Here is a 20,280-nt window from a genome sequence, read left to right on the forward strand (position 1 = left end):
GCGTCCACAAATTAACCAGGGGAATGGGGTCGCGATAGTGGCCAGAACCGGGGACGGATATGTCCGCTTGTTGTCGGAATGATGTGGCAACCCTGAACGGCCCGTTGGTGTCTCTTAACGCACTGAACGACCCGTTCGGCGCGCCCGACGCACCGAACGGGTCGTTCGGGGAGAACGTCAGTCGCGGCGGTTGCGGCGCAGGCCGAGGCGGCGCCAGCTGGTGCGGGCGACCGGGCCGGGACCGTTGGTGCCGTTGCGGCGGGGGATGCGGCGCAGGCGGATCGCCGCCCCCGCCACCCGGCGCCGCAGCGGCGGGCGGATGCCGAGACGACGGGTGCTCCGGCGCCGGATCGCCCTGCGCTCGGCGGGCTCCACGTCCCACGCCTCCGGGTGCTTGGACAGCCAGGAGTAGCGGTACACCGCGTACGGGATGTGCGCGAGGTAGAGCAGCACCACGACGGCCAGCATCAGGAACGGGTAGGTCAGCAGCGCCGCCCCCGCGATACCGATGATCACCAGCACCGGTGCGACCGCCTTGGCCGGGAGGTGCAGCTTCTTCACCGACAGCGTGGGAATCCGGCTGATCAGCAGCATCGCCACCAGCAGGGTCCACACCAGCAGCGTGGTCTTCGACGACCACCAGCCCTCACCGGCGCCCAGCGTCACCACCATGGGCAGCAGCGCCAGGATCGCCCCGGCGGGCGCGGGCACGCCGACGAAGAACTCCTTGGTGAACGACGGCTGTTCGGTGTCGTCGAGCAGCGTGTTGAAGCGGGCCAGCCGCAACACCATGCACACCGCGAACACCAGCGCGACCAGCCAGCCGGTGCGCTCGCCGTCCCAACCCCAGATGAACAGCACGATGGCGGGCACGACACCGAAGGAGATGCCGTCGCACAGGGAGTCCAGCTCGGCGCCGATCTTGCTGGTGGCGTCGAGCAGGCGGGCCAGCCGCCCGTCCAGTCCGTCGAGCACCGCGGCGACGCCGATCGCCAGGATCGCCGCGTCGTACTCCTTGTTCATGGCGAACTGGATCGCCGAGAGGCCGGAGCACAGCGCGAGGATGGTGATCGCGTTCGGCAGCAGCCGCACCCCGGGGGCGGTGCGGGCGTCCACCTAGAACTCCGCCCCGGGCAGCAGGCCGAGCACGGTCTCGCCGCCGATGGTCTTCTGACCCGGCTCCACCAGCACCCTGCTGCCCTTCGGCAGGTAGACGTCCACGCGCGAGCCGAAGCGGATCAGGCCGTAGGTGTGCCCGGCGTCGACCCGCTGGCCCTCGTCGACGAAGCAGACGATCCGGCGGGCGATCAGCCCGGCGATCTGCACCACCGCGATGTCGTGGCCCTCGGCGGTGCGCAGCAGCAGGCTGTTGCGCTCGTTGTCCTCGCTGGCCTTGTCCAGGTCGGCGGAGAGGAACTTGCCTGGCCGGTAGGAGATCCGGCTGACCTCACCGGTGGCGGGCATCCGCTGCACGTGCACGTCGAAGATCGACAGGAACACGCTGACCCTGGGCACCGGCTCCTCGCCGAGGCCCAGCTCGGCGGGCGGCACGGCCGGACCCACCGTGGACACGGTGCCGTCGGCGGCCGAGACCACCAGGCCGGGCCGGGTCGGGGTGACCCGCTTGGGCTCCCGGAAGAACCAGGCGCACCAGGCGGTCACCACCATGCCGAGCACCCCGGCCCGGCGGGAGAACCGCCTGATCAGGAAGGTGGCGACGGCCGCGCCGAGCACGAAGGGCCGTCCGGCGGGGTGCATGGGGGGAACCGTGCTGCGGGCGAGGTCGACAAGGTGTGCGAGCGGGCCCGAACGTTCTTCCGCGGTCATCGTGTGGTGATCCGGATCCTCGGCCGTGAAGAGAGCAAAATGGACTCTTCACCGTACGCCAGGGACCCCGCGGGGCTACCTGCGGGACCGCACCAGGCGGACGAGCACGAGCAGCAGCACCGCGCCGAGCGCGGCAACGCCGAAGCTGCCGAAGCTGAACTCGAAGTCCCACCGCTCCCCGGTCAGCAGCTTGTAGACCAGGCCGCCCAGCGCCGCGCCGACGATCCCGACGATGATGCTGAACAGGCAGCCGAGCGGGCGCCGGTCACGCCCGCCGACGACCATGTTGGCGGCCCAGCCCGCGAGCGCGCCGAAGATGACCCACGAGAAGAAGCTCACGTGATCAGCCTACGGGCGCGGCGCCCTGCTCCGCCGGAACCGCTCCGCCGCGTGCCTGGAGAACCTGGAGGACGAAGCCGACCAGGCCCTCGTAGGCCTCGTCGGTGGTGCCCCGCAGTTCGAGCTTGCTGCCGTCCGAGAGGTTCAGCACCACCCGGCCACCGCCGCTGAGGAAGCTCTTGTTGCTGCCGCCCGCGATCTGCTCGGCACCGATCCACCTGGCGTTGGGCAGCTTCCGGTTCTCCGTCGCGGACGCCTCGACGAGCGGCGTCAGCCGCTTGCGGCGGATGCCCGCGCCCATCCCGATCCGGTCGCCGGACTGCTCCTTGAACACGGTGCCGAACGGCAGCCGGAACAGCAGCAGGCCCGTGTCGTAGACCAGCAGGTCGTGCCAGGTGTTGCGGCCTACGGTCACCTGCGTCCCGAAGACGGCGGTCAGCTGCGGCTCGCCGGTGATCTGCGGGTCCTCCTGGCTGGGCCAACGCACGTAGCCCAGCGGCACGCGGAGCTGGACCAGCGCGTCCCACAGCTCGCGGACCTTGGCCGGGTCGTGCGCGGCCGGGGCGACCAGCTGTTCGGCGTCGAGCTCGGAACCGTCGTCGAGCAGGCGCACGACCCAGCCGCCGCCCCAGTTCAGCTCGTGCCGGATCCGGCCCTCGGCGGCCAGCGCGGCCACCACGACGTCGGCCAGCAGCTCGGTGGCGACGGACCGGGACGCCCTCGGCAGCTCCTCGAACGGGATGGTCGGCTTCAGCACCGGCTTGACCAGCTGCTCGACCTGCCCGCGGCCCAGGGCCTGGAGGATGTCGCCGAGCATGCCGCGCGGCGCGACCTGGCTGTCCGCGGCGGCCTTGGCCAGCATGCTCGCGCCCCGCTCCGCCGACCGCACCCCAGCCAGCCGGACGATCTCCGCCCATTGCGCGCGCGGGCCGAGGCCCTCCTTGAGCAGTGAGCCCTCCACGGCGGGAACGCTGCGCTGCGGGTCGTGCAGCAGCGACCACGCGGGCCTGATGTCCCCGGGCGCCGGGCGGTCGGCCTGGCTCGCGATCACCGCGATGCGCTGGCGGATCGGCGGGTGGCTGTCGAACAGCGAGCTGGACTCGGTGTCCAGCAGCTGCTCCTCCGCCTGCTCGACCCACTCCTTCTGGTTGGGGTGCAACAGGAACGCGCGGTAGCCCAGCAGCAGGTCCGGCGTCCGCTCGGCCATTCCGGCGAGCGGGAGGTAGCGGCTGGAGTAGGCGTCCCAGGTGTGGCTCAGCGTCGGCAGCTTGCGCAGCGCCGCGATCGCGACGGCCTGGCCGGAGGTGCGCACCATGGCCTGGTCGGCCTCCAGCTCCTGCTGCCGGTTGGCCGAGCTGGCGACGAGCATGTAGAGCTTCGCGTAGTTGTTGAGCAGGAACCGGGCCGGTCCGCCGTCCAGCCGCGCCACGGTCCGCTGCAGCGTCTCGGTGCCGCGGTAGGTGATCGCCAGCAGCCGGGTGTGGCCGCCGCTGTAGTGACCGAGCTCATGCGCGAGCACCGCGCGCAGCTCGTCCACGCTCATCCCGGCCAGCAGCGGGAGGCCAATCATCATGTACCGCTTGCCCGCCCTCAGGCCGAGCATCCGCGAGTCCTCGCAGACCGCCGCGTTGACGTCGGGGATCAGGATGATCTCGTCCGGAGCACGGGTCTGGACCTGCGCGGACAGCTCGTCGACGCACGCCCACAGAGCGGGCTGTTCCTGCCTGCTCAGCCGCGGCCCGGCTGGCGGGTCCATCCGCGTCCGCAGCGCGCTGACCAGCGCGATTCCAAAGGTGATCAGCACGCCGATGCTGATCACGAACAGGTAGGCGGCCGCCCGCCCGCTCGCCGTGGTGGCCAGCAGGATGCCGCCGACGCCGATCGCGATCACCAGGAACGGGAACGCGATCAACAGCACGACGGCGACGAAGGCCCGGAAAGATCCTCGCACGGTGTTTCCTCCGCAATGGTGGTTCCGCCCACACCCAGGTTGTGAGCAGCGCGAGAGTCTGCGATGCCGCGGCGAGAAGCGCAAGTCGCCACCTCTCTGGCCAAATCACCAGTTCAGGTGGCCTGAAGATCAGCGCGTCAGCAGCACCGTGACCTCGCTGCCTTCGACGAGCTCGGTGTCACTTTCGGCTATCTCCATCAGACAATTCGAAGTGGACAGAGCGGAGAGCAGGTGGGAGCCGGGGCCGCCGACCACCGACACCGTGCCCGCGTCGGCGTCGTGGAAACCGCGCCGGTACTGCCGCTTCCCCGGCGCGGAGCGCAGCGCCTCGGTCAGCCGGGCGCGCCGCGTCGGCCGGTCCGGGGCCGAGTCCCCGGCCGCGGCCCGCAGCGCCGGTCGAACGAACACCTCGAAGGACACCAGCGAGCTGACCGGGTTGCCGGGCAACGTGATCACCGGAACACCCCGGTACACCCCGGCGCCCTGCGGCATCCCCGGCTGCATCGCGACCTTGACGAACTCCACGCCCTGGCCGGAGAAAGCGTCCTTGACCACCTCGTAGGCGCCCGCGCTCACCCCGCCGGAGGTCAGCACCAAGTCCACAGTGGACAGATGGGGGGCGAGCGCGGCGTGGAACTGCTCGGCGTCGTCCGGGACGAACCGGAGCAGCTCGGCCGAGCATCCGGCCTGTTCGACCGCGGCCGCCAGCATCACCCCGTTGGACTCGTAGATCTGCCCGTGCAGCAACGGTTTCCCGGGTTCGACCAGCTCGGAGCCGGTGGACAGGACCAGCACCCGAGGCGGCCGGTGCACCGGCAGCTCACCCGCGCCGATCGCGGCAGCCAGTCCGAGTTCCGCGGCACCGAGCCGCGTTCCCGCACCGAGCACCCTGGCGCCCGCGCGCACGTCCTCGCCCGCGCGCCGGATGTGCGCGCCGGCGTCCTTCGGCTGGTGCACAGCGACCCGTTCGACACCGCCGTCGGTCAGCTCCACCTGCACGATCGCGTCCGCCCCTGGTGGCAGGGGAGCGCCGGTCATGATTCGGTGCGCCGTGCCGGAGAGCAGCGCGGGAGAGTCGGTGCGCCCTGCGGGAACGTCCTCGGCCACCGGCAGTACGACCGGGGCCTCCGGGCTCGCGGTCGCGATGTCGGCGGCGACGACCGCGTAACCGTCCATCGCCGAGTTGTCGAACGGCGGCAAGCTGATCCGCGCGTGCACGTCCTCGGCGAGCACGAGGCCCAGGCAGCCTGCGAGCGGCCGGTGTTCGACCGGGGTCCGGGGGATCAGCGCGGCGACGGCGGCGCGGTGCTCGGCGACCGGGCGCAAGGGTGGCATCTTCGGCACCCTGCCATCCTGCCGTGTCAAACTGCTGGACGCGCTGACGCGGGGGTCGTCGTACGGAGGTCTTCATGCAGGTCCGGACCAGGCATACGCCGAACTTCGGAGTGGCCAGGCTGATCCTCGCGCCCGGTGAGCCCGTGCGCTCCGAACCGGACGCGATGGTGGCGACGAGCTACGGCGTCGTCGTGGAACAGCGGGCCTCCGGCGCGCTGAAGGCGTTGACCAAGGCGGGCTGGGGCGCGGACCCGGTGCCCTCGGCCACCTACACCGCCCCGCCGCAGGGCGGCTGGGTCGACGTCGCGCCGCACCTGCCCGGCGACCTGCACGTGGTGGAGCTGACCGGCGCCGTGAACGGGGGCTGGTGCCTGGCCCGCTCGCGTTGGCTCGCCTCCGCGGCGACGGTGACGCTGGACAACGTCTGGCCGGGCTTCCGCGCGCTGTTCGGGGCGGACAGCGGTTTCCTCGTGCACGCGACCGGACAGGGCTCCCTGGTGCTGTCCTGCTTCGGCGCACTCGACGTGATCTCGTTGCAGGCCGGTGAGTTGGTGACCGTCGACTCTGGACACCTCGTCGGTTACTCCGAGGGGGTGCAGGCCCGGTTGCGCGCTTTGGCGCAAGGCGGTCCGCAGTCGATCAAGACGGGTGAGGGACTGGTGTTCGACTTCGCCGGTCCGGGAGAAGTGCTGGCACAGACCAGAAATCCCAGGACACTCGCGTCGTCGCTGCACTCGGCGGGTGGCGGAAGTCGCTTGTAGCAAAGGAATCCGCTCATCGCCAGTGCTGAATTAGTAGGGGACTTCCGCCTCGTGCTCGGGTAGCGTTGATCGCGCTTCATCGGATGCGCCAAGGAGGATCCGTGGCTCTCGGCACGGTCAAGTGGTTCAACTCGGAAAAGGGCTACGGCTTCATCGCCACCGACGGCGGGCCCGACGTCTTCGTGCACTACTCCGCCATCGAGATGGACGGGTTCCGCACCCTCGCCGAGGGGGAGCGGGTGGAGTTCGAGGTGCAGGACGGTCGCGACGGCCGCAAGCAGGCGGCCTCGGTCCGCAAGGCGTAGGCACTTTTCGGGGGTTACCCCCGCCCCCCGGCACGACAAGCCCTAAGCTGCTCGTTTGTGTCGGAGGACCTCACCGGACGCCGTCTTGGTCATTACCGCATCGACGGCGTGATCGGCCAAGGCGGTATGAGTGTCATGTACCGCGCCACCGACGTCCGGCTGGGCAGGAAGGTCGCGCTCAAGGTGATCGCCGATCACCTGACGGTCGACGCCGAGTTCCGCGAACGGTTCGTCGACGAGGCGCGCAACACCTCGGCGATCGACCACTCGCACGTGGTGCCGCTCTACGACTTCGGTGAGGTCGACGGGCTGCTCTACATCGCGATGCGGTTCGTCGACGGGTCGGACCTGGCCAGCCTGATCAAGGACGGCCCGATCTCCCCGGAACGCACCCTGCGGCTGATCGGCCAGGTGGCCGACGCGCTGGACATGTTGCACGGCAGGGGCCTCGTCCACCTGGACATCAAGCCCGCCAACATGCTCGTGACCAACCAGGAGTCGGCGAGCGAGCACGTGTACCTCGCCGACTTCGGGCTCACCCGGCGCGGCGCCACCGGCCACCGCACCCGGGGCGGCGACTTCCTCGGCTCCCCGACCTACGCCGCGCCCGAACACCTGCGCGGCGAGCCGGTCGACCCGCGCACGGACGCGTACTCGCTGGCGTGCGTGCTCTTCGCCTGCCTCACCGGGCGCCCGCCGTTCCAGGGCAAGGTGCCCGAGGTCATCCAGGGCCACCTCGGCAAGGAGGCGCCCGCGATCAGCTCGCTGGTGCAGCTGCCGCCCACCATCGACGAGGTGATCCGCAGGGGCATGGCCAAGGAACCGGCCAAGCGCTACGCGAACTGCCGCGAACTGGTCGCCGCGGCCACCAAGGCGCTGGCGAGCGTGCCGCAGCCGAGCGCCCCGCCCGCGTACCGCCCGCCGCCGCAGAAGGCCCCCGCGCCCGCCCCGCAGCAGCAACAGCAGCCCCAGCCCGCGCCGCAGGGGTTGGTCAGCAGGCCGCCGATGCCGCCGCACCAGACCTACCCGCAGCAGTCGCACCAGCAGCCTCCTCGCCCGGCGCCGCAGCCGGGCTACCAGCAGCCGCCGCCGAACAGCGGGGAACCGATGCGGCTGCGCCCGCCGATGCCCGCCGGGACGACCGCCTTCGCCAAGGGCAGCAACTCCGGCCTCGCCCGCTGGGTGATCCCGGTGCTCGCCGTCGTGGCCGTCGCGGTCGTCGTGCTCGTGGTGGTGCTGGTGGTCAACGGTGCTGGGAAAACCCCGGAGAACCCGATCCCGCCGACCAGCCCGAGCGTCTCCAAGGGTCTGCCGACCAACGTGCCGACAGTCACGCGCTAGCTTGCACTCGACCCCGGTGAGTGCTAAACCTGCATTAGCACTCACTACCGGTGAGTGCTAAGAGGTCGGGACGGTGAGTCCGGGAAGAACCGGGCGTCCGTCGCGGGCACCGAGCCTGGCCGAGCATCGTGTCATCCATGCACCGGAGGACTACGCCGCAATGGCCAAGATGATCGCGTTTGACGAGGAAGCCCGTCGCGGTCTCGAGCGGGGCATGAACACCCTCGCCGACGCCGTCAAGGTGACGCTCGGGCCCAAGGGTCGCAACGTCGTTCTTGAGAAGAAGTGGGGCGCTCCCACGATCACGAACGATGGCGTCTCCATCGCCAAGGAAATCGAGCTTGAGGACCCGTGGGAGAAGATCGGGGCTGAGCTCGTCAAGGAAGTTGCCAAGAAGACCGACGATGTCGCGGGTGATGGCACCACGACCGCGACGGTGCTGGCGCAGGCGCTGGTGCGTGAGGGTCTGCGTAACGTCGCGGCGGGTGCGAACCCGATCGCGTTGAAGCGGGGTATTGAGAAGGCGACTGAGGCGGTTGCCGAGCAGTTGCTGAAGAACGCCAAGGAGGTCGAGACCAAGGAGCAGATCGCTGCCACGGCCTCGATTTCCGCTGCTGACTCCACGATCGGTGAGTTGATCGCTGAGGCGATGGACAAGGTCGGCAAGGAAGGTGTCATCACGGTCGAGGAGAGCAACACCCTGGGTCTTGAGCTGGAGCTCACCGAGGGCATGCGCTTCGACAAGGGCTACACCTCGGGCTACTTCGTGACCGACTCCGAGCGCATGGAGGCCGTTCTCGAGGACCCGTACATCCTGCTGTACGGCTCCAAGATCTCTTCGGTCAAGGACCTGCTCCCGCTGCTGGAGAAGGTCATGCAGACCGGCAAGCCGCTGGTGATCATCTCCGAGGACGTCGAGGGCGAGGCCCTGGCGACCCTGGTGGTCAACAAGATCCGCGGCACCTTCAAGTCCGTCGCCGTCAAGGCCCCGGGCTTCGGCGACCGCCGCAAGGCGATGCTGCAGGACATGGCGATCCTGACCGGTGGTCAGGTCATCTCCGAGGACGTCGGCCTCAAACTGGACAGCGCCGACATCTCCCTGCTCGGTTCCGCCCGCAAGGTCGTCATCACCAAGGACGAGACCACGATCGTGGAGGGCTCCGGCGACGCCGAGGCCATTCAGGGCCGGGTCAACCAGATTCGCGCGGAGATCGAGAAGTCGGACTCCGACTACGACCGCGAGAAGCTGCAGGAGCGCCTGGCCAAGCTGGCCGGTGGCGTCGCCGTGATCAAGGCGGGCGCGGCCACCGAGGTCGAGCTCAAGGAGCGCAAGCACCGCATCGAGGACGCGGTGCGCAACGCCAAGGCCGCCGTCGAGGAGGGCATCGTCGCCGGTGGTGGCGTCGGTCTGCTCCAGGCCGCGACCGAGGCGTTCGGCAGCCTGAACCTGACCGGCGACGAGGCCACCGGTGCCAACATCGTCAAGGTCGCGGTCGAGGCCCCGCTGAAGCAGATCGCGGTCAACGCCGGCCTCGAGGGCGGCGTTGTCGTGGAGAAGGTCAAGGGCCTCAAGTCCGGCGAAGGCCTGGACGCCTCGACCAACGAGTACAAGGACCTGGTCAAGGCGGGCATCATCGACCCGGCCAAGGTCACCCGCTCCGCGCTGCAGAACGCCGCGTCCATCGCTGGTCTGTTCCTGACCACCGAGGCCGTCGTCGCCGAGAAGCCGGAGAAGGCGGGCGCTGCCCCGGCCGCTCCGGACGCCGGTGGCATGGACTTCTGATCCACCCCCAGCACCACGCGGTACCCGAGAAGGGGCCCGGTCCACCAGGACCGGGCCCCTTCCGCCATCCCAGCCGTAGTTCGCCGGTCTTCAAGTCCCTCCGACCCCCGCTGAGACCGTCGTTAACCGCACCCAACCCACCCCGGCGCCCCATCCGCCCTGTCCAACTGCCCGCTCCAACCGCCCCGCTCCAACTGCCCGACCCAGCGCGGGGTTCGCCGGTCTTCAAGTCCCCCCAACCTCCGCTGAAGCCATCGCCAACCGCACCAAACCCACCGGCCCATCCGGACGCCTCATCGCTCGCCGTGGTGTCGGCCCCGGTGGTGTGCTTCGTGTGGTCTGCCCGTCACGCCGTCGCGGTCGGAGTGCGCCGGTCTTCAAGTCCTGCCAACCCCCGCCGGGACTGTCGCCAACCGTGTTGAACTCCAGGCGTGCCAATCGGTCTGCCGCCGCCCGCCGCCCGCCGCCCGCCGTGCTCCGCCTCACCGGCGAGTGCCCAGTTGTCCCATCAGCCGGTGCCCGACCCCGTCCAGTGGAATGCGTCGAGTGGCCCTGCCGCGACAAAGGTCTAGACCACTAGGGTGACCGCATGCTGGAAGTCATCGCGCTGGACCCGACGGACGCCGAGGCCGCCCAGGCCGGTGGCGCAGACCGGCTCGAACTCGTCTCCGAGATGGCGGCGGGCGGGCTCACCCCCTCCGTCGAGGTGACCAGGGCGGTGCTCGCCGCGACCTCGCTGCCGGTCCGCGTCATGCTCCGCGACCAGGGCGGCTACCGCCCGGCCGATCTCGCGGCGCTGCGCAAGAGCGCCGCCGAGCTGCGTGCGGCCGGGGCCACCGAGTTCGTGCTCGGCTTCCTCCGCCAGGACCGCAACATCGACCTCGACGCCTGCCGCGATCTGCTCGTCGAGTTGGACGGCTGTCGCTGGACCTTCCACCGCGCGTTGGACAACTCCGCCGATCCGCTGCTCTCGTGGGCGGAGGTGGAGAACCTGGGCGCGGACACCGTGCTCGCGTCGGGCTCCCCGGAGGGGGTCGACCGGGGAATGCCGCTGCTGCGCGAGCTCGCGCTCCGCCAGGAGCCGCTGCGGTTGCTCGTCGGCGGCGGGCTGAAGCGGGAGCACGTCGTCCCGCTCGGTGCCGCCGGGGTGCGCGCGTTCCACGTCGGCAGCGCTGTCCGGCCGGATGGCTGGGCCGGCGCGGTGGATGTGAACCTAGTTCGCGAATGGGCGCAGTTGTGTCACGATGGGGCGCGTACGACGGCCTGACCAGCGCTTTCGCTTGACGAGGGGCGCCTTCCCGCGGGGAAGGTGCCCCTCGCCGTCTCTTGTCGCCGTGGTTCAGACCACTTAGCATCCGACTCGTTGCCCATTTTGAAACAGTGGTTGCACCATATGCAACGGAGGTCGGAAGATGAGGCTGAGGCGGCTACTGGTGATCGGCGCGGTCGGCGCCCTCGCGCTCTCGGGCTGTGCTCCGGTGCAGTCGACCTCGCAGTCCAGCGGCACCGACGAGAAGTCCGGCACGCTGCGCGTCTGGCTGTTCGACGAGGTCAACCGCGCGCCCAAGGAGGCCGTGGTCGCCGAAGCGGTCAAGGAGTTCGAGACGCGCAATTCCGGGGTCAAGGTCGACGTCCAGTACATCCAGATCGCCTCGCGGGCCGAGCGCTTCAAGGCCGCGTTCAGCGACGCGAAGAGCGCGCCGGACGTCGCGGAGTTCGGCAACACCGATCTCGCGGGGTACGTGGCCTCGGGTGGCTTCACCGATCTGACCGCCGATGTCGCCGCCTGGCCGGAGGGCAAGGACCTCAACTCCTCGGTGCTGGAGACCGGCAAGGTGAACGGCAAGGTCTACGGCGTGCCGTGGTTCGTCGGCCTGCGCGCCCTGTACTACCGCACCGACGTGTTCGCCGAGCTGGGCGTGCAGCCGCCGAAGACCATCGAGGAGATCGCTCCGCTCGCACGCAGGATCAGGCAGGCGAAGCCGGACCTGTACGGCATTTCGGTCGGCGGCAAGTACACCTACGCGATGCTACCGTTCGTCTGGGCTGCCGGCGGGGACATCGCCAAACAGGACAACGGAAAGTGGTCCTCCACTGTGGACAGTCCGCAGAGCAGGGCCGGGATCACCCGCTACACCGAGCTGCTCAAGGACGACATCTGCCCGCCCGCGCAGTGCGCGCAGAACGGCGGTGACGCCAGCGTGCAGCAGTTCGTCTCCGGCAAGGCCGCGATGACCATCGGCGGGAACTTCAACCGCCAGGCCGTGGAAGCCGGTGCCGCGAAGGGCAAGTACGCGGTGATCCCGTTGCCCGGCAACGCCGAGGGCTCCGTCGCTCCCGCGTTCGCCGGTGGCAACCTGCTCGGCGTGCTCAAGTCCACGCCGCGGCGCACCCTGGCCAAGGAGTTCATGCAGCTGCTGGGCGGCAAGCAGTACCAGGAGAAGCTGTACCGGGCCATGGGCAACCTGCCGACCTTCTCCGACCTCCAGCGCACGCTCGGCGCCAACGACCCGTTCGTGAAGCCGTTCATCACCACCTCGGAGGCCGGAACCAGGTTCGTTCCCGCGACCCCGGCCTGGGCGAAGATCGACGCGCAGGCGGTGCTGCCCAACATGATCCAGCAGGTGATCACCGGCGCGCAGTCGGTCGACCAGGCCAGCTCGGCTGCGGCGCAGCTGATGAACTCGGCGTTCACCTCCTAGGCGGCTCCGGTGACACAACAGGTCATGGTGGCCGAGCCGGTGCGCGAAGTGCCTGCCCGGCAAGGAAAGCGACGCGGCGACGGCTGGGCGGCGGCCAGGTACCTCGCGCCCACCCTGCTGATCCTGGTCGGCCTGCTCGGCTACCCGCTCTACCAGCTGGTGCTGATCTCGCTCTACGACTACGGCCAGGAGCAGGCCAGCGGCGGGGCGCCGTTGGAGTTCCTCGGCCTCGGCAACTACCAGAAGCTCTTCGGTGACCCCCAGTTCTGGACCGTGCTCACGCAGACCGTGGGGTTCGCGGCGGTCTGCGTGATCGGCACGCTGTTCGTCGGGGGAGCGCTGGCGATGCTCGCGTCGCGGGTGCGCGCGGTGCCGAGGATGATCCTGTTCCTCGCCGCGCTCGGTGCGTGGGCGACCCCGGCGGTCGCGGGATCGACGGTCTGGATGTTCCTCTTCGACACCGATTTCGGTCTGGTCAACGAGGTATTGGTCGGCCTCGGCTTCGACGGCATGGCCGACTACTCGTGGACCTACGACAAGTTCGTCGCGTTCGGACTCGTTGCGGCACAGGTGATCTGGTGCTCGTTCCCGTTCGTGATGGTCACGCTGTACGCGGGCATCATCGCGATCCCGAAGGAGATCCTGGAAGCTGCCGCGCTGGACGGAGCTTCGACCGTGCGCACGCTGCGGACGGTGATCCTGCCGCTGCTGCGCCCGCTGTTGGTGATCGTGACGATCCAGTCGATCATCTGGGACTTCAAGATCTTCACCCAGATCTACGTGATGACCGGCGGGGGCGGCGTCGCGGGCAACAACCTGGTGCTCAACGTCTACGCGTACCAGAAGGCGTTCGCCGCGTCCGAGTACGGCATGGGCTCAGCGATCGGAGTCGTGATGACGTTGCTGCTGCTCGCGGTGACCGCGGTGTACCTGCGGGCGCTGCGCAGGTCGGGGGAGCCGCTGTGAAACGTCCACACAGGACGGTCGCCGAGATCGTCACAGTGCTGATCGCCGCCGTGGTCGCCTTCCCGCTGTACTGGATGGTGCTGACGGCGCTCAAGCCGGAGGGCGAGGTGCTCTCCACCTCTCCCCGACCGTGGACGCTCGCCCCGACCCTGGACAGCTTCCGCCGGGTGCTCGACGTGCAGAACTTCGGGCGGTACTTCCTCAACAGCGTCGTGGTAGCGCTGATCGTGGTGTTCTTCGCGCTGCTGTGCGCCTTCCTGGCCGCGATCGCGTTGACCAGGTTCCGCTTCCGGGGCCGCACGGTGTTGCTGGTGATGCTGCTGGTCGCGCAGATGGCCCCAGTCGAGGCGTTGACCATCCCGCTGTTCTTCGTCATGCGGTCGGTTGGGGACGTCGCGCCGGTGTTCGGGCTGAACCACCTCGGCTCGCTGGTGCTGGTGCACCTGGCGTTCGGCCTGCCGTTCGCGATCTGGATGCTGCGGGGGTTCGTCGCGGCGGTGCCGGTGGAACTGGAGGAGGCGGCCACCCTCGACGGTGCCAGCCGGTTCCGGTTCACCTGGCAGGTGCTGTTCCCCTTGGTGGCGCCGGGTCTGGTCGCGACGAGCGTGCTGTCGTTCATCCACGCGTGGAACGACTTCCTCTTCGCCAAGACCTTCATCATCTCGGCTTCGGAGCAGCAGACCCTGCCACTGGGCATCCTGGCGTTCTTCAAACCCGACCAGAACGATTGGGGCGCGATCATGGCGGGTTCCACCCTGATGACGATCCCGGTGCTGATCTTCTTCGTGTTCGTGCAACGACGACTGGTCTCCGGCCTCGCCGGGGCCGTGAAGGGGTGAGCGTGTTGTCGCCGTTCGACGTCCTGCTGCCGCGTCCGGCCGAGGTCGCCGCCACCGACGGGGTTTTCCCGCTCGGCCGGGCGACGGCCCTGGTCGGCTCGCTGCCCGCGGTGGAGTGGCTTCGCACCGAACTCCGCGCGGCCACGGGCTTTCCGCTGACCGAATCCGGCTCCGCGCTGATCGCGTTCGCCCTGGACGCGTCGCTTCCTGCCGAGGGCTACCGCCTGGAGATCACGCCGACAGCGGTCCGGGCCTTCGCCGGTGACGAGACCGGGGCGCTCTACGCGGCGCAGAGCCTGCGCCAACTCCTCGGCCCAGCCGCCTTCCGCCGCTCTCCTGTCCACAGTGGACTGTGGCAGCTGCCCTGTGGCACCGTGCTCGACCGCCCGCGCTTCGGCTGGCGTGGCTGCCTTCTCGACGTGGCCAGGCACTTCCTGCCGCGCTCGGACTTGTTCCGGTTCCTCGACCTGATGGCGGCGCACAAGCTCAACGTGCTGCACCTGCACCTGACCGACGACCAGGGCTGGCGCATGGAGATCGAGCGCTACCCCAAGCTCACCTCCGTCGGCGCCTGGCGCGAGCGGTCCACGGTCGGCCACGGCAGCGTCGGCGCGCTCGACGACCGTCCGCACGGCGGTTACTACACGAAGGACGACCTGCGCGAGATCGTCGCCTACGCGGGTGCGCGAGGGATCACCGTCGTGCCGGAGATCGACGTTCCGGGGCACACGCAGGCGGCCATCGCCGCGTACCCGGAGCTCGGCAACACCGACGCGCAGCTGGGCGTGTGGACCGGCTGGGGCATCAACCCCAACGTGGTCAACGTGTCCGACGAATCCGTGAAGTTCTTCCGCGCCGTGTTCGACGAGGTGGTCGAGGTCTTCCCCTCGGAGATCATCTGCGTCGGCGGCGACGAGGTGCCCCTCAGCCAGTGGCGGGAGAGCCCGCAGGCGCAGGCGCGCATGGCCGAGCAGGGCCTGACGACCGAGGCGCAGCTGCACGGCTGGTTCATCAGGCAGATGGCCGTGCACCTGGCCGACCGCGGCAGGCGGATCATCGGCTGGGACGAGATCGCCGAGGTCGGCGACCTGCCTCCGGGCGCGATCGTGGCGTCCTGGCGCGGCGAACAGGCCGGGGTGGACGCGGCCCGCGCGGGTCACCAGGTCGTCATGTGCCCCGAGCAGCACGTCTACCTGGATCACCGGCAGGCCGATCATCCCGATGAGCCGATCCCGGTCGGCTATCTGCGGACCCTCGCCGACGTCTACGCCTATGAGCCGGTCCCCGCGGGCCTGGGCGCGGACGCGGCGACCCGGGTCCTCGGTGCACAGGCACAGCTGTGGACCGAGCACCTGGACACGCCGAGGCGGTTGGACTACGCCGCCTTCCCGCGCCTGTCGGCGTTCGCGGAGGTGGTCTGGAGCCCGGCGGAACGCGACCCCGAGGCGTTCCTGCGCAGGCTCACCGAACACCACCTGCCCAGGCTGGACGCGCTGGGCGTGGAGTACCGGCCGCTGGCGGGCCCGCACCCGTGGCAGACCCGCCCGGGCGTGCCGGGACTGCCGAGGTAGGTGCGGGACCCTCCGGCGAGGGTGCCGGGGGCTGCCACCCCCGGCTCAACGCCGAGACCGCGGAGCGCAGGCGCTAACAGGCGTCCGCGGTCCCGGCGTCGAGTTCGTGACGTGTTCAGGCGTCCTCGGGCATGAGGATCCAGCAGACGAGGTAGAGCACCGCGCCCGTGCCGAAGCCGAGCAGGGTCGCCGCGACGAGCAGGATGCGCAGGAGCGCGGCATCCACGTTGAGGACCCTGGCGACGCCGCCGCACACACCCGCGACCATCCGGTCGGTACGGCTGCGGCGGAACCGGCGGACCGAGCTCCCGGACTGGTTGGTGGTGTCGGTGTCGAACATGACTCCACTGTCGCCGGAACACGGGCCGCGGACATCGGGGTGCCCCCGGAAACCAACCCGGAGCGACCCCTGAGCGTCCTGTAGACAATGCCCATGACATCCAGGGGGAGCCGGACGCCCCGCATCGCCGCGGCCGCGCTGTGCGTGGTCGTGCTCGCGGCGTGTTCGCCGGAGACGACCCCGCCGCCAGCACCTTCGTCCGCCCCGGCCAGTTCCGGGGCCGGAACGCCGTCGTCATCGCGCCCGGACGCCTCGTTCATCGTGGCCGCGACGGGGGACGTGCTCATCCATCCCGAGCTGACCACCCAGGCGACCGAGGACGGCAAGGGACGCCGTGACTACGGCCCCCTGCTGGCGGGCGTGAAGCGGGCGATCTCCGACGCGGACCTGGCGATCTGCCACCTGGAAGTGCCGATAGCCTCGGCGGGCGGTCCGTTCAAGGGCTATCCCAACTTCAGCGCGCCACCCGAGGTCACCAAGGGCCTCGCCGACACCGGCTACGACGCCTGCTCGACGGCCTCCAACCACACCATCGACCAGGGCGCGGCAGGCGTGGCCCGCACCCTCGACGCGTTGGACTCGGCCGGTATCGCGCACACCGGCTCGGCCCGCTCCGCTGCGGAGGCGGCCAAACCCAGGGTGCTCGACGTGCACGGCGTGAAGGTCGGCCACGTGTCGTTCACCTTCGGGTTCAACGGCATCCCGGTGCCCGCGGACAAGCCGTGGCTGTCCAACAAGCTCGACGCCACCGCGGTGCTCACCGCCGCCCGCGCCGCGAAGGCCGCGGGTGCCGAGGTCGTTCTCGCCAGCCTGCACTGGGGCACGGAGTTCAAGCACGAGCCGACGTCGGAGCAGAAGCAGCTCGCCCGCAAGATCCTCGGTGATCCGGCCGTGGATCTGATCATCGGGCACCACGCGCACGTCGTGCAGCCGTTCGAGAAGATCGGTGACAAGTGGGTGGCCTACGGCCTCGGCAACCACATCGCCAAGCACGCGGAACCGCGTGGCGTGAGCGAAGAGGGTGCCATCGCCCGGTTCACCTTCGTCCGCGAGGGAACGAAGTGGAAGGTCGGGACCGCCGAGTTCCTGCCTACGCTGGTCGAGCTCGGTCCGCCGATCCGTTTGCTGGACCTCACCACGGCGCCCGCGTCGACGCGGAACAAGGAAGCCGTCACCCGCACCGAACGCGTCGTCCGGAGCCTTGGCGCGAACAAGGAGACCCTGACCCGCCCAGGAAGCTGACCAAGATCCGCTCTCGCGATCTCGCTATTCGGTTGTGGGGCAAGGCAATGCCGACCACCTCCCGGTCTCGTTGGTGCTTCCAGCCTGACCGGGAGGCAGCGTCCGGACAAGCCGCTCCCGGCGATCTGTGGACAACTCAGCCGATGTGGACAACTCAGCCGCACCTGGTCGCTTCGTCCGCATCACTGTCAGATCCGTATGGGACAATGGAAAGTAGGGGAGGGGGCATACCCACCCATAGGTATCCGCCCCGTCCAGGACTCCCTGCGGCCCAGCTGTCGCTCGGTTTCTCGTGGTTGCCGGTGAACGACGGGAGCCAGATCAGCCCAGCAATGCGGCGACGCGGTCCAAACGTGCGAGCCAGCGGCGCTCGGTCTCCGGATCGGCGCGCACCCCGTCCAGCAGCGTTGGTTCGGCGGGGCGCGGCGGGACCGGCAGAAAACCAGCCGCCGGGCGAAGGGAATCCTCGGTGACGTCTGCGGTGAACAGGGAGATCGTCCCTAGCCCGCAAGCGAAATCCAGCGAAGGGAGCGCGGCGGCCAAAGCGAGCTGAACGGCCAGGCCGACGCTGGACTCCAACGCGGAGGACACCACGCAGGGCAACCCGCACGCCTCGGCGACCTCAAGCGCGCGGCGAGCACCGCCGAGCGGAGTCGCCTTCAGCACCGCGACATCGGCGGCACCCGCGACCGCGACCTTCATGGGGTCCGAAGCGCGCCTGATCGACTCGTCTGCTGCGATCCGGACGTCCACGCGCTTCCGCACCGCGGCCAACTCCGGCAGGGACGGACACGGCTGCTCCACGTACTCCAGCCCGCCCGCGGCGCGGTCCAACGCGCGGATCGCGGTCACCGCGTCGTCGACCGACCACACCGCGTTGGCGTCGACGCGGATCGCACCCGACGGGCCGAGAGCGGATCGCACAGCGGAAACCCGCTCACAATCGTCCACAATGGACTGACCGGGCTCGGCGACCTTCACCTTGGCGGTCGAGCAACCGGAAGCCGCCGCGATCTCGAAAGCACGCGCGGCGGACACCGCGGGAACGGTGCAGTTGACCGGAATCCGCGATCGTACGGGGTCAGGCCACGAGCCCGAGCACGCCTCAAGAGCCGCTGCGAGCCAGGGAACGGATTCCGAATCGGAGTAGTCCTCGAACGCGCAGAACTCCCCGAAACCCGACGCGCCCTCCAACAACACTCCGTGCCGAACAGTGATGCCGCGGAAGCGGTTCCGCAGCGGCAGCGCGTAAACGCCGACCACCGAGAACGACATGCCTCAGCCGATTTCGGGCAGCGCGGGGCCGAGCAGGTCGTCGGCGTCCACGATCCGGTAGGCGTAGCCCTGCTCGGCGAGGAACCGCTGCCGGTGCGCCGCGTACTCGGTGTCCAGCGTGTCCCGCGAGACCACCGAGTAGAAGTGCGCCTGGCGGCCGTCTCCCTTGGGGCGCAACAACCTTCCGAGCCGCTGCGCTTCCTCCTGGCGGGAGCCGAACGTGCCGGAGACCTGCACGGCGATCGACGCCTCCGGCAGGTCGATGGAGAAGTTCGCGACCTTGGACACGACCAGCGTGCTGATCTCCCCGCGCCGGAAAGCGTCGAAGAGCTGCTCGCGCTCCTTGTTCTTCGTGGAGCCCTGGATGATCGGCGCGTTCAACGCCTCCCCGAGCGTCTCCAGCTGGTCGAGGTACGCGCCGATCACCAGCGTCGGTTCGCCCGGGTGACGATCGAGGATCGCTTGCACCACAGGCAGTTTCGTCCGCGCGGTGGAGCAGAGCTTGTACCGGTCCTCGGCCTCGGCGGTCGCGTACTCCAGCCGCTCGTTCTCCGTCAGGGTGACCCGCACCTCGACGCAGTCGGCGGGCGCGATCCACCCCTGCGCCTCGATGTCCTTCCACGGCGCGTCGTAGCGCTTCGGGCCGATCAGCGAGAACACGTCGCCCTCGCGGCCGTCCTCGCGGACCAGGGTCGCGGTCAGCCCGAGCCGCCGCCTCGACTGGAGGTCGGCGGTCATCCGGAAGACCGGGGCGGGCAGCAGGTGCACCTCGTCGTAGACCACCAGGCCCCAGTCGCGGGAGTCGAAGAGCTCGAGGTGCCGGTACTCGCCCTTGGTCTTGCGGGTGATCACCTGGTAGGTCGCGATGGTGACCGGGCGGATCTCCTTGCGCTCACCGGAGTACTCGCCGATCTCCTCCTCGGTCAGCGAGGTCCGCGCGATCAGCTCGCGCTTCCACTGCCTGCCCGCGACGGTGTTGGTGACCAGGATCAGCGTGGTCGCCTGCGCCTCGGCCATCGCGGCCGCGCCGACCATCGTCTTGCCCGCGCCGCAGGGCAGCACGATCACCCCGGAGCCGCCCGCCCAGAACGCCTGCGCCGCCATCCGCTGGTAGTCGCGCAGCGCCCATCCCTTCTCCTCCAAGGAGATCGGGTGCGCCTCGCCGTCCACGTAGCCCGCGAGGTCCTCGGCGGGCCAGCCGATCTTGAGCAGCATCTGCTTGAGCCGCCCGCGTTCGCTCGGGTGCACGACCACCGTGTCGTCGTCGATCCGCGCGCCGAGCATGGGTGCGATCTTCTTGTGGCGCAGCACCTCTTCGAGCACCGCGCGGTCCAGCGAGTGCATCGTCAGCCCGTGCGCGGGGTGGTTCGTCAGCTGCAGCCGCCCGAACCGCCCCATCGTGTCGACGATGTCGACCAGCAGCGGTTGCGGGACGGAGTACCTGGAGTAGCGGACCAGCGCGTCGACGACCTGCTCGGCGTCGTGCCCCGCGGCGCGCGCGTTCCACAGCGCCAGCGGTGTGACGCGGTAGGTGTGCACGTGCTCCGGCGCGCGCTCCAGCTCCGCGAACGGCGCGATGGCGATGCGCGCGTCCCCCGCGGCCGGGTGGTCGACCTCGAGCAACAGGGTCTTGTCGGACTGGACGATGAGTGGTCCGTCGGTCACAGTTCGTGCACTCCTCGCGTTCGCACTCCGTACCCCAA

18 protein-coding genes are annotated in these 20,280 nt (G+C 69.7%); 10 read left to right on the top strand and 8 right to left on the bottom strand.

Features of this window, described 5'->3' with window-relative positions; translation table 11 throughout:
* Positions 1 to 177: 177 nt before the first annotated feature.
* From pssA to moeA, 5 genes are all read right to left on the bottom strand, one after another.
* Positions 178 to 1,116, bottom strand: coding sequence for a CDP-diacylglycerol--serine O-phosphatidyltransferase (pssA, locus tag NLX83_RS12380; protein ID WP_254234972.1), 939 nt, complete (start codon positions 1,114 to 1,116; stop codon positions 178 to 180).
* Positions 1,117 to 1,827, bottom strand: a complete 711-nt coding sequence (locus NLX83_RS12385) for a phosphatidylserine decarboxylase (protein ID WP_254234973.1) — start codon at positions 1,825 to 1,827, stop codon at positions 1,117 to 1,119. It lies immediately after the preceding gene.
* Positions 1,828 to 1,902: 75 nt separating this feature from the next.
* Complete coding sequence (locus tag NLX83_RS12390; RefSeq protein WP_254234974.1) at positions 1,903 to 2,166, bottom strand: GlsB/YeaQ/YmgE family stress response membrane protein; 264 nt, start codon at positions 2,164 to 2,166, stop codon at positions 1,903 to 1,905.
* Between the two features lie 4 nt (positions 2,167 to 2,170).
* Positions 2,171 to 4,117, bottom strand: coding sequence for a M48 family metallopeptidase (locus tag NLX83_RS12395; protein ID WP_254234975.1), 1,947 nt, complete (start codon positions 4,115 to 4,117; stop codon positions 2,171 to 2,173).
* 129 nt (positions 4,118 to 4,246) lie between these two features.
* Positions 4,247 to 5,452, bottom strand: coding sequence for a molybdopterin molybdotransferase MoeA (moeA, locus tag NLX83_RS12400; protein ID WP_254234976.1), 1,206 nt, complete (start codon positions 5,450 to 5,452; stop codon positions 4,247 to 4,249).
* A 74-nt stretch (positions 5,453 to 5,526) separates the two neighbouring features.
* On the opposite strand from moeA, the gene NLX83_RS12405 reads away from it, so the two are divergent.
* The 9 genes from NLX83_RS12405 (at position 5,527) to NLX83_RS12445 (ending at position 15,720) form a co-directional block, all read left to right on the top strand.
* On the top strand, positions 5,527 to 6,213 hold the full coding sequence (locus NLX83_RS12405; protein WP_254234977.1) for a TIGR00266 family protein: 687 nt from the start codon (positions 5,527 to 5,529) through the stop codon (positions 6,211 to 6,213).
* Between the two features lie 101 nt (positions 6,214 to 6,314).
* Positions 6,315 to 6,518 carry a cold-shock protein gene (locus NLX83_RS12410; RefSeq protein ID WP_254234978.1) on the top strand — a complete coding sequence of 68 codons (204 nt, stop codon included), beginning with the start codon at positions 6,315 to 6,317 and terminating at the stop codon, positions 6,516 to 6,518.
* A gap of 57 nt (positions 6,519 to 6,575) precedes the next feature.
* Positions 6,576 to 7,859, top strand: a complete 1,284-nt coding sequence (locus NLX83_RS12415) for a serine/threonine-protein kinase (RefSeq protein ID WP_254234979.1) — start codon at positions 6,576 to 6,578, stop codon at positions 7,857 to 7,859.
* A gap of 160 nt (positions 7,860 to 8,019) precedes the next feature.
* A complete protein-coding gene (gene groL, locus NLX83_RS12420; RefSeq protein ID WP_254234980.1) occupies positions 8,020 to 9,642 on the top strand; it encodes a chaperonin GroEL in 1,623 nt (540 codons plus the stop codon).
* Between the two features lie 589 nt (positions 9,643 to 10,231).
* Positions 10,232 to 10,909 carry a copper homeostasis protein CutC gene (locus tag NLX83_RS12425; protein ID WP_254234981.1) on the top strand — a complete coding sequence of 226 codons (678 nt, stop codon included), beginning with the start codon at positions 10,232 to 10,234 and terminating at the stop codon, positions 10,907 to 10,909.
* 145 nt (positions 10,910 to 11,054) lie between these two features.
* Positions 11,055 to 12,344, top strand: coding sequence for an extracellular solute-binding protein (locus NLX83_RS12430; protein WP_254234982.1), 1,290 nt, complete (start codon positions 11,055 to 11,057; stop codon positions 12,342 to 12,344).
* A 24-nt stretch (positions 12,345 to 12,368) separates the two neighbouring features.
* A complete protein-coding gene (locus tag NLX83_RS12435; RefSeq protein WP_254236193.1) occupies positions 12,369 to 13,310 on the top strand; it encodes a carbohydrate ABC transporter permease in 942 nt (313 codons plus the stop codon).
* Positions 13,307 to 14,149, top strand: coding sequence for a carbohydrate ABC transporter permease (locus NLX83_RS12440; protein WP_254234983.1), 843 nt, complete (start codon positions 13,307 to 13,309; stop codon positions 14,147 to 14,149). The genes NLX83_RS12435 and NLX83_RS12440 overlap by 4 nt, the downstream gene beginning before the upstream one ends.
* 5 nt (positions 14,150 to 14,154) lie before the next feature.
* Positions 14,155 to 15,720 (top strand): beta-N-acetylhexosaminidase, encoded by a 1,566-nt coding sequence (locus NLX83_RS12445; RefSeq protein ID WP_256563751.1) that lies wholly within the window; start codon positions 14,155 to 14,157, stop codon positions 15,718 to 15,720.
* 115 nt (positions 15,721 to 15,835) lie between these two features.
* On the opposite strand, the gene NLX83_RS12450 is transcribed toward NLX83_RS12445, so the two are convergent.
* Positions 15,836 to 16,060, bottom strand: a complete 225-nt coding sequence (locus NLX83_RS12450; protein ID WP_254234985.1) for a PspC domain-containing protein — start codon at positions 16,058 to 16,060, stop codon at positions 15,836 to 15,838.
* 93 nt (positions 16,061 to 16,153) lie between these two features.
* Between NLX83_RS12450 and NLX83_RS12455 the strand changes: the two genes are divergently transcribed.
* A complete protein-coding gene (locus tag NLX83_RS12455; protein ID WP_254234986.1) occupies positions 16,154 to 17,302 on the top strand; it encodes a CapA family protein in 1,149 nt (382 codons plus the stop codon).
* Between the two features lie 321 nt (positions 17,303 to 17,623).
* Here the strand turns inward: NLX83_RS12455 and NLX83_RS12460 are convergent, their stop codons facing one another.
* Together NLX83_RS12460 and NLX83_RS12465 are read right to left on the bottom strand one after the other, a co-directional pair.
* Positions 17,624 to 18,577, bottom strand: coding sequence for an o-succinylbenzoate synthase (locus NLX83_RS12460; RefSeq protein ID WP_254234987.1), 954 nt, complete (start codon positions 18,575 to 18,577; stop codon positions 17,624 to 17,626).
* A gap of 3 nt (positions 18,578 to 18,580) precedes the next feature.
* A complete protein-coding gene (locus tag NLX83_RS12465) occupies positions 18,581 to 20,242 on the bottom strand; it encodes a DNA repair helicase XPB (RefSeq protein WP_254234988.1) in 1,662 nt (553 codons plus the stop codon).
* Positions 20,243 to 20,280 lie beyond the last annotated feature (38 nt).

The organism is Allokutzneria sp. A3M-2-11 16 (assembly GCF_024213555.1).
GTDB lineage: Bacteria > Actinomycetota > Actinomycetes > Mycobacteriales > Pseudonocardiaceae > Allokutzneria.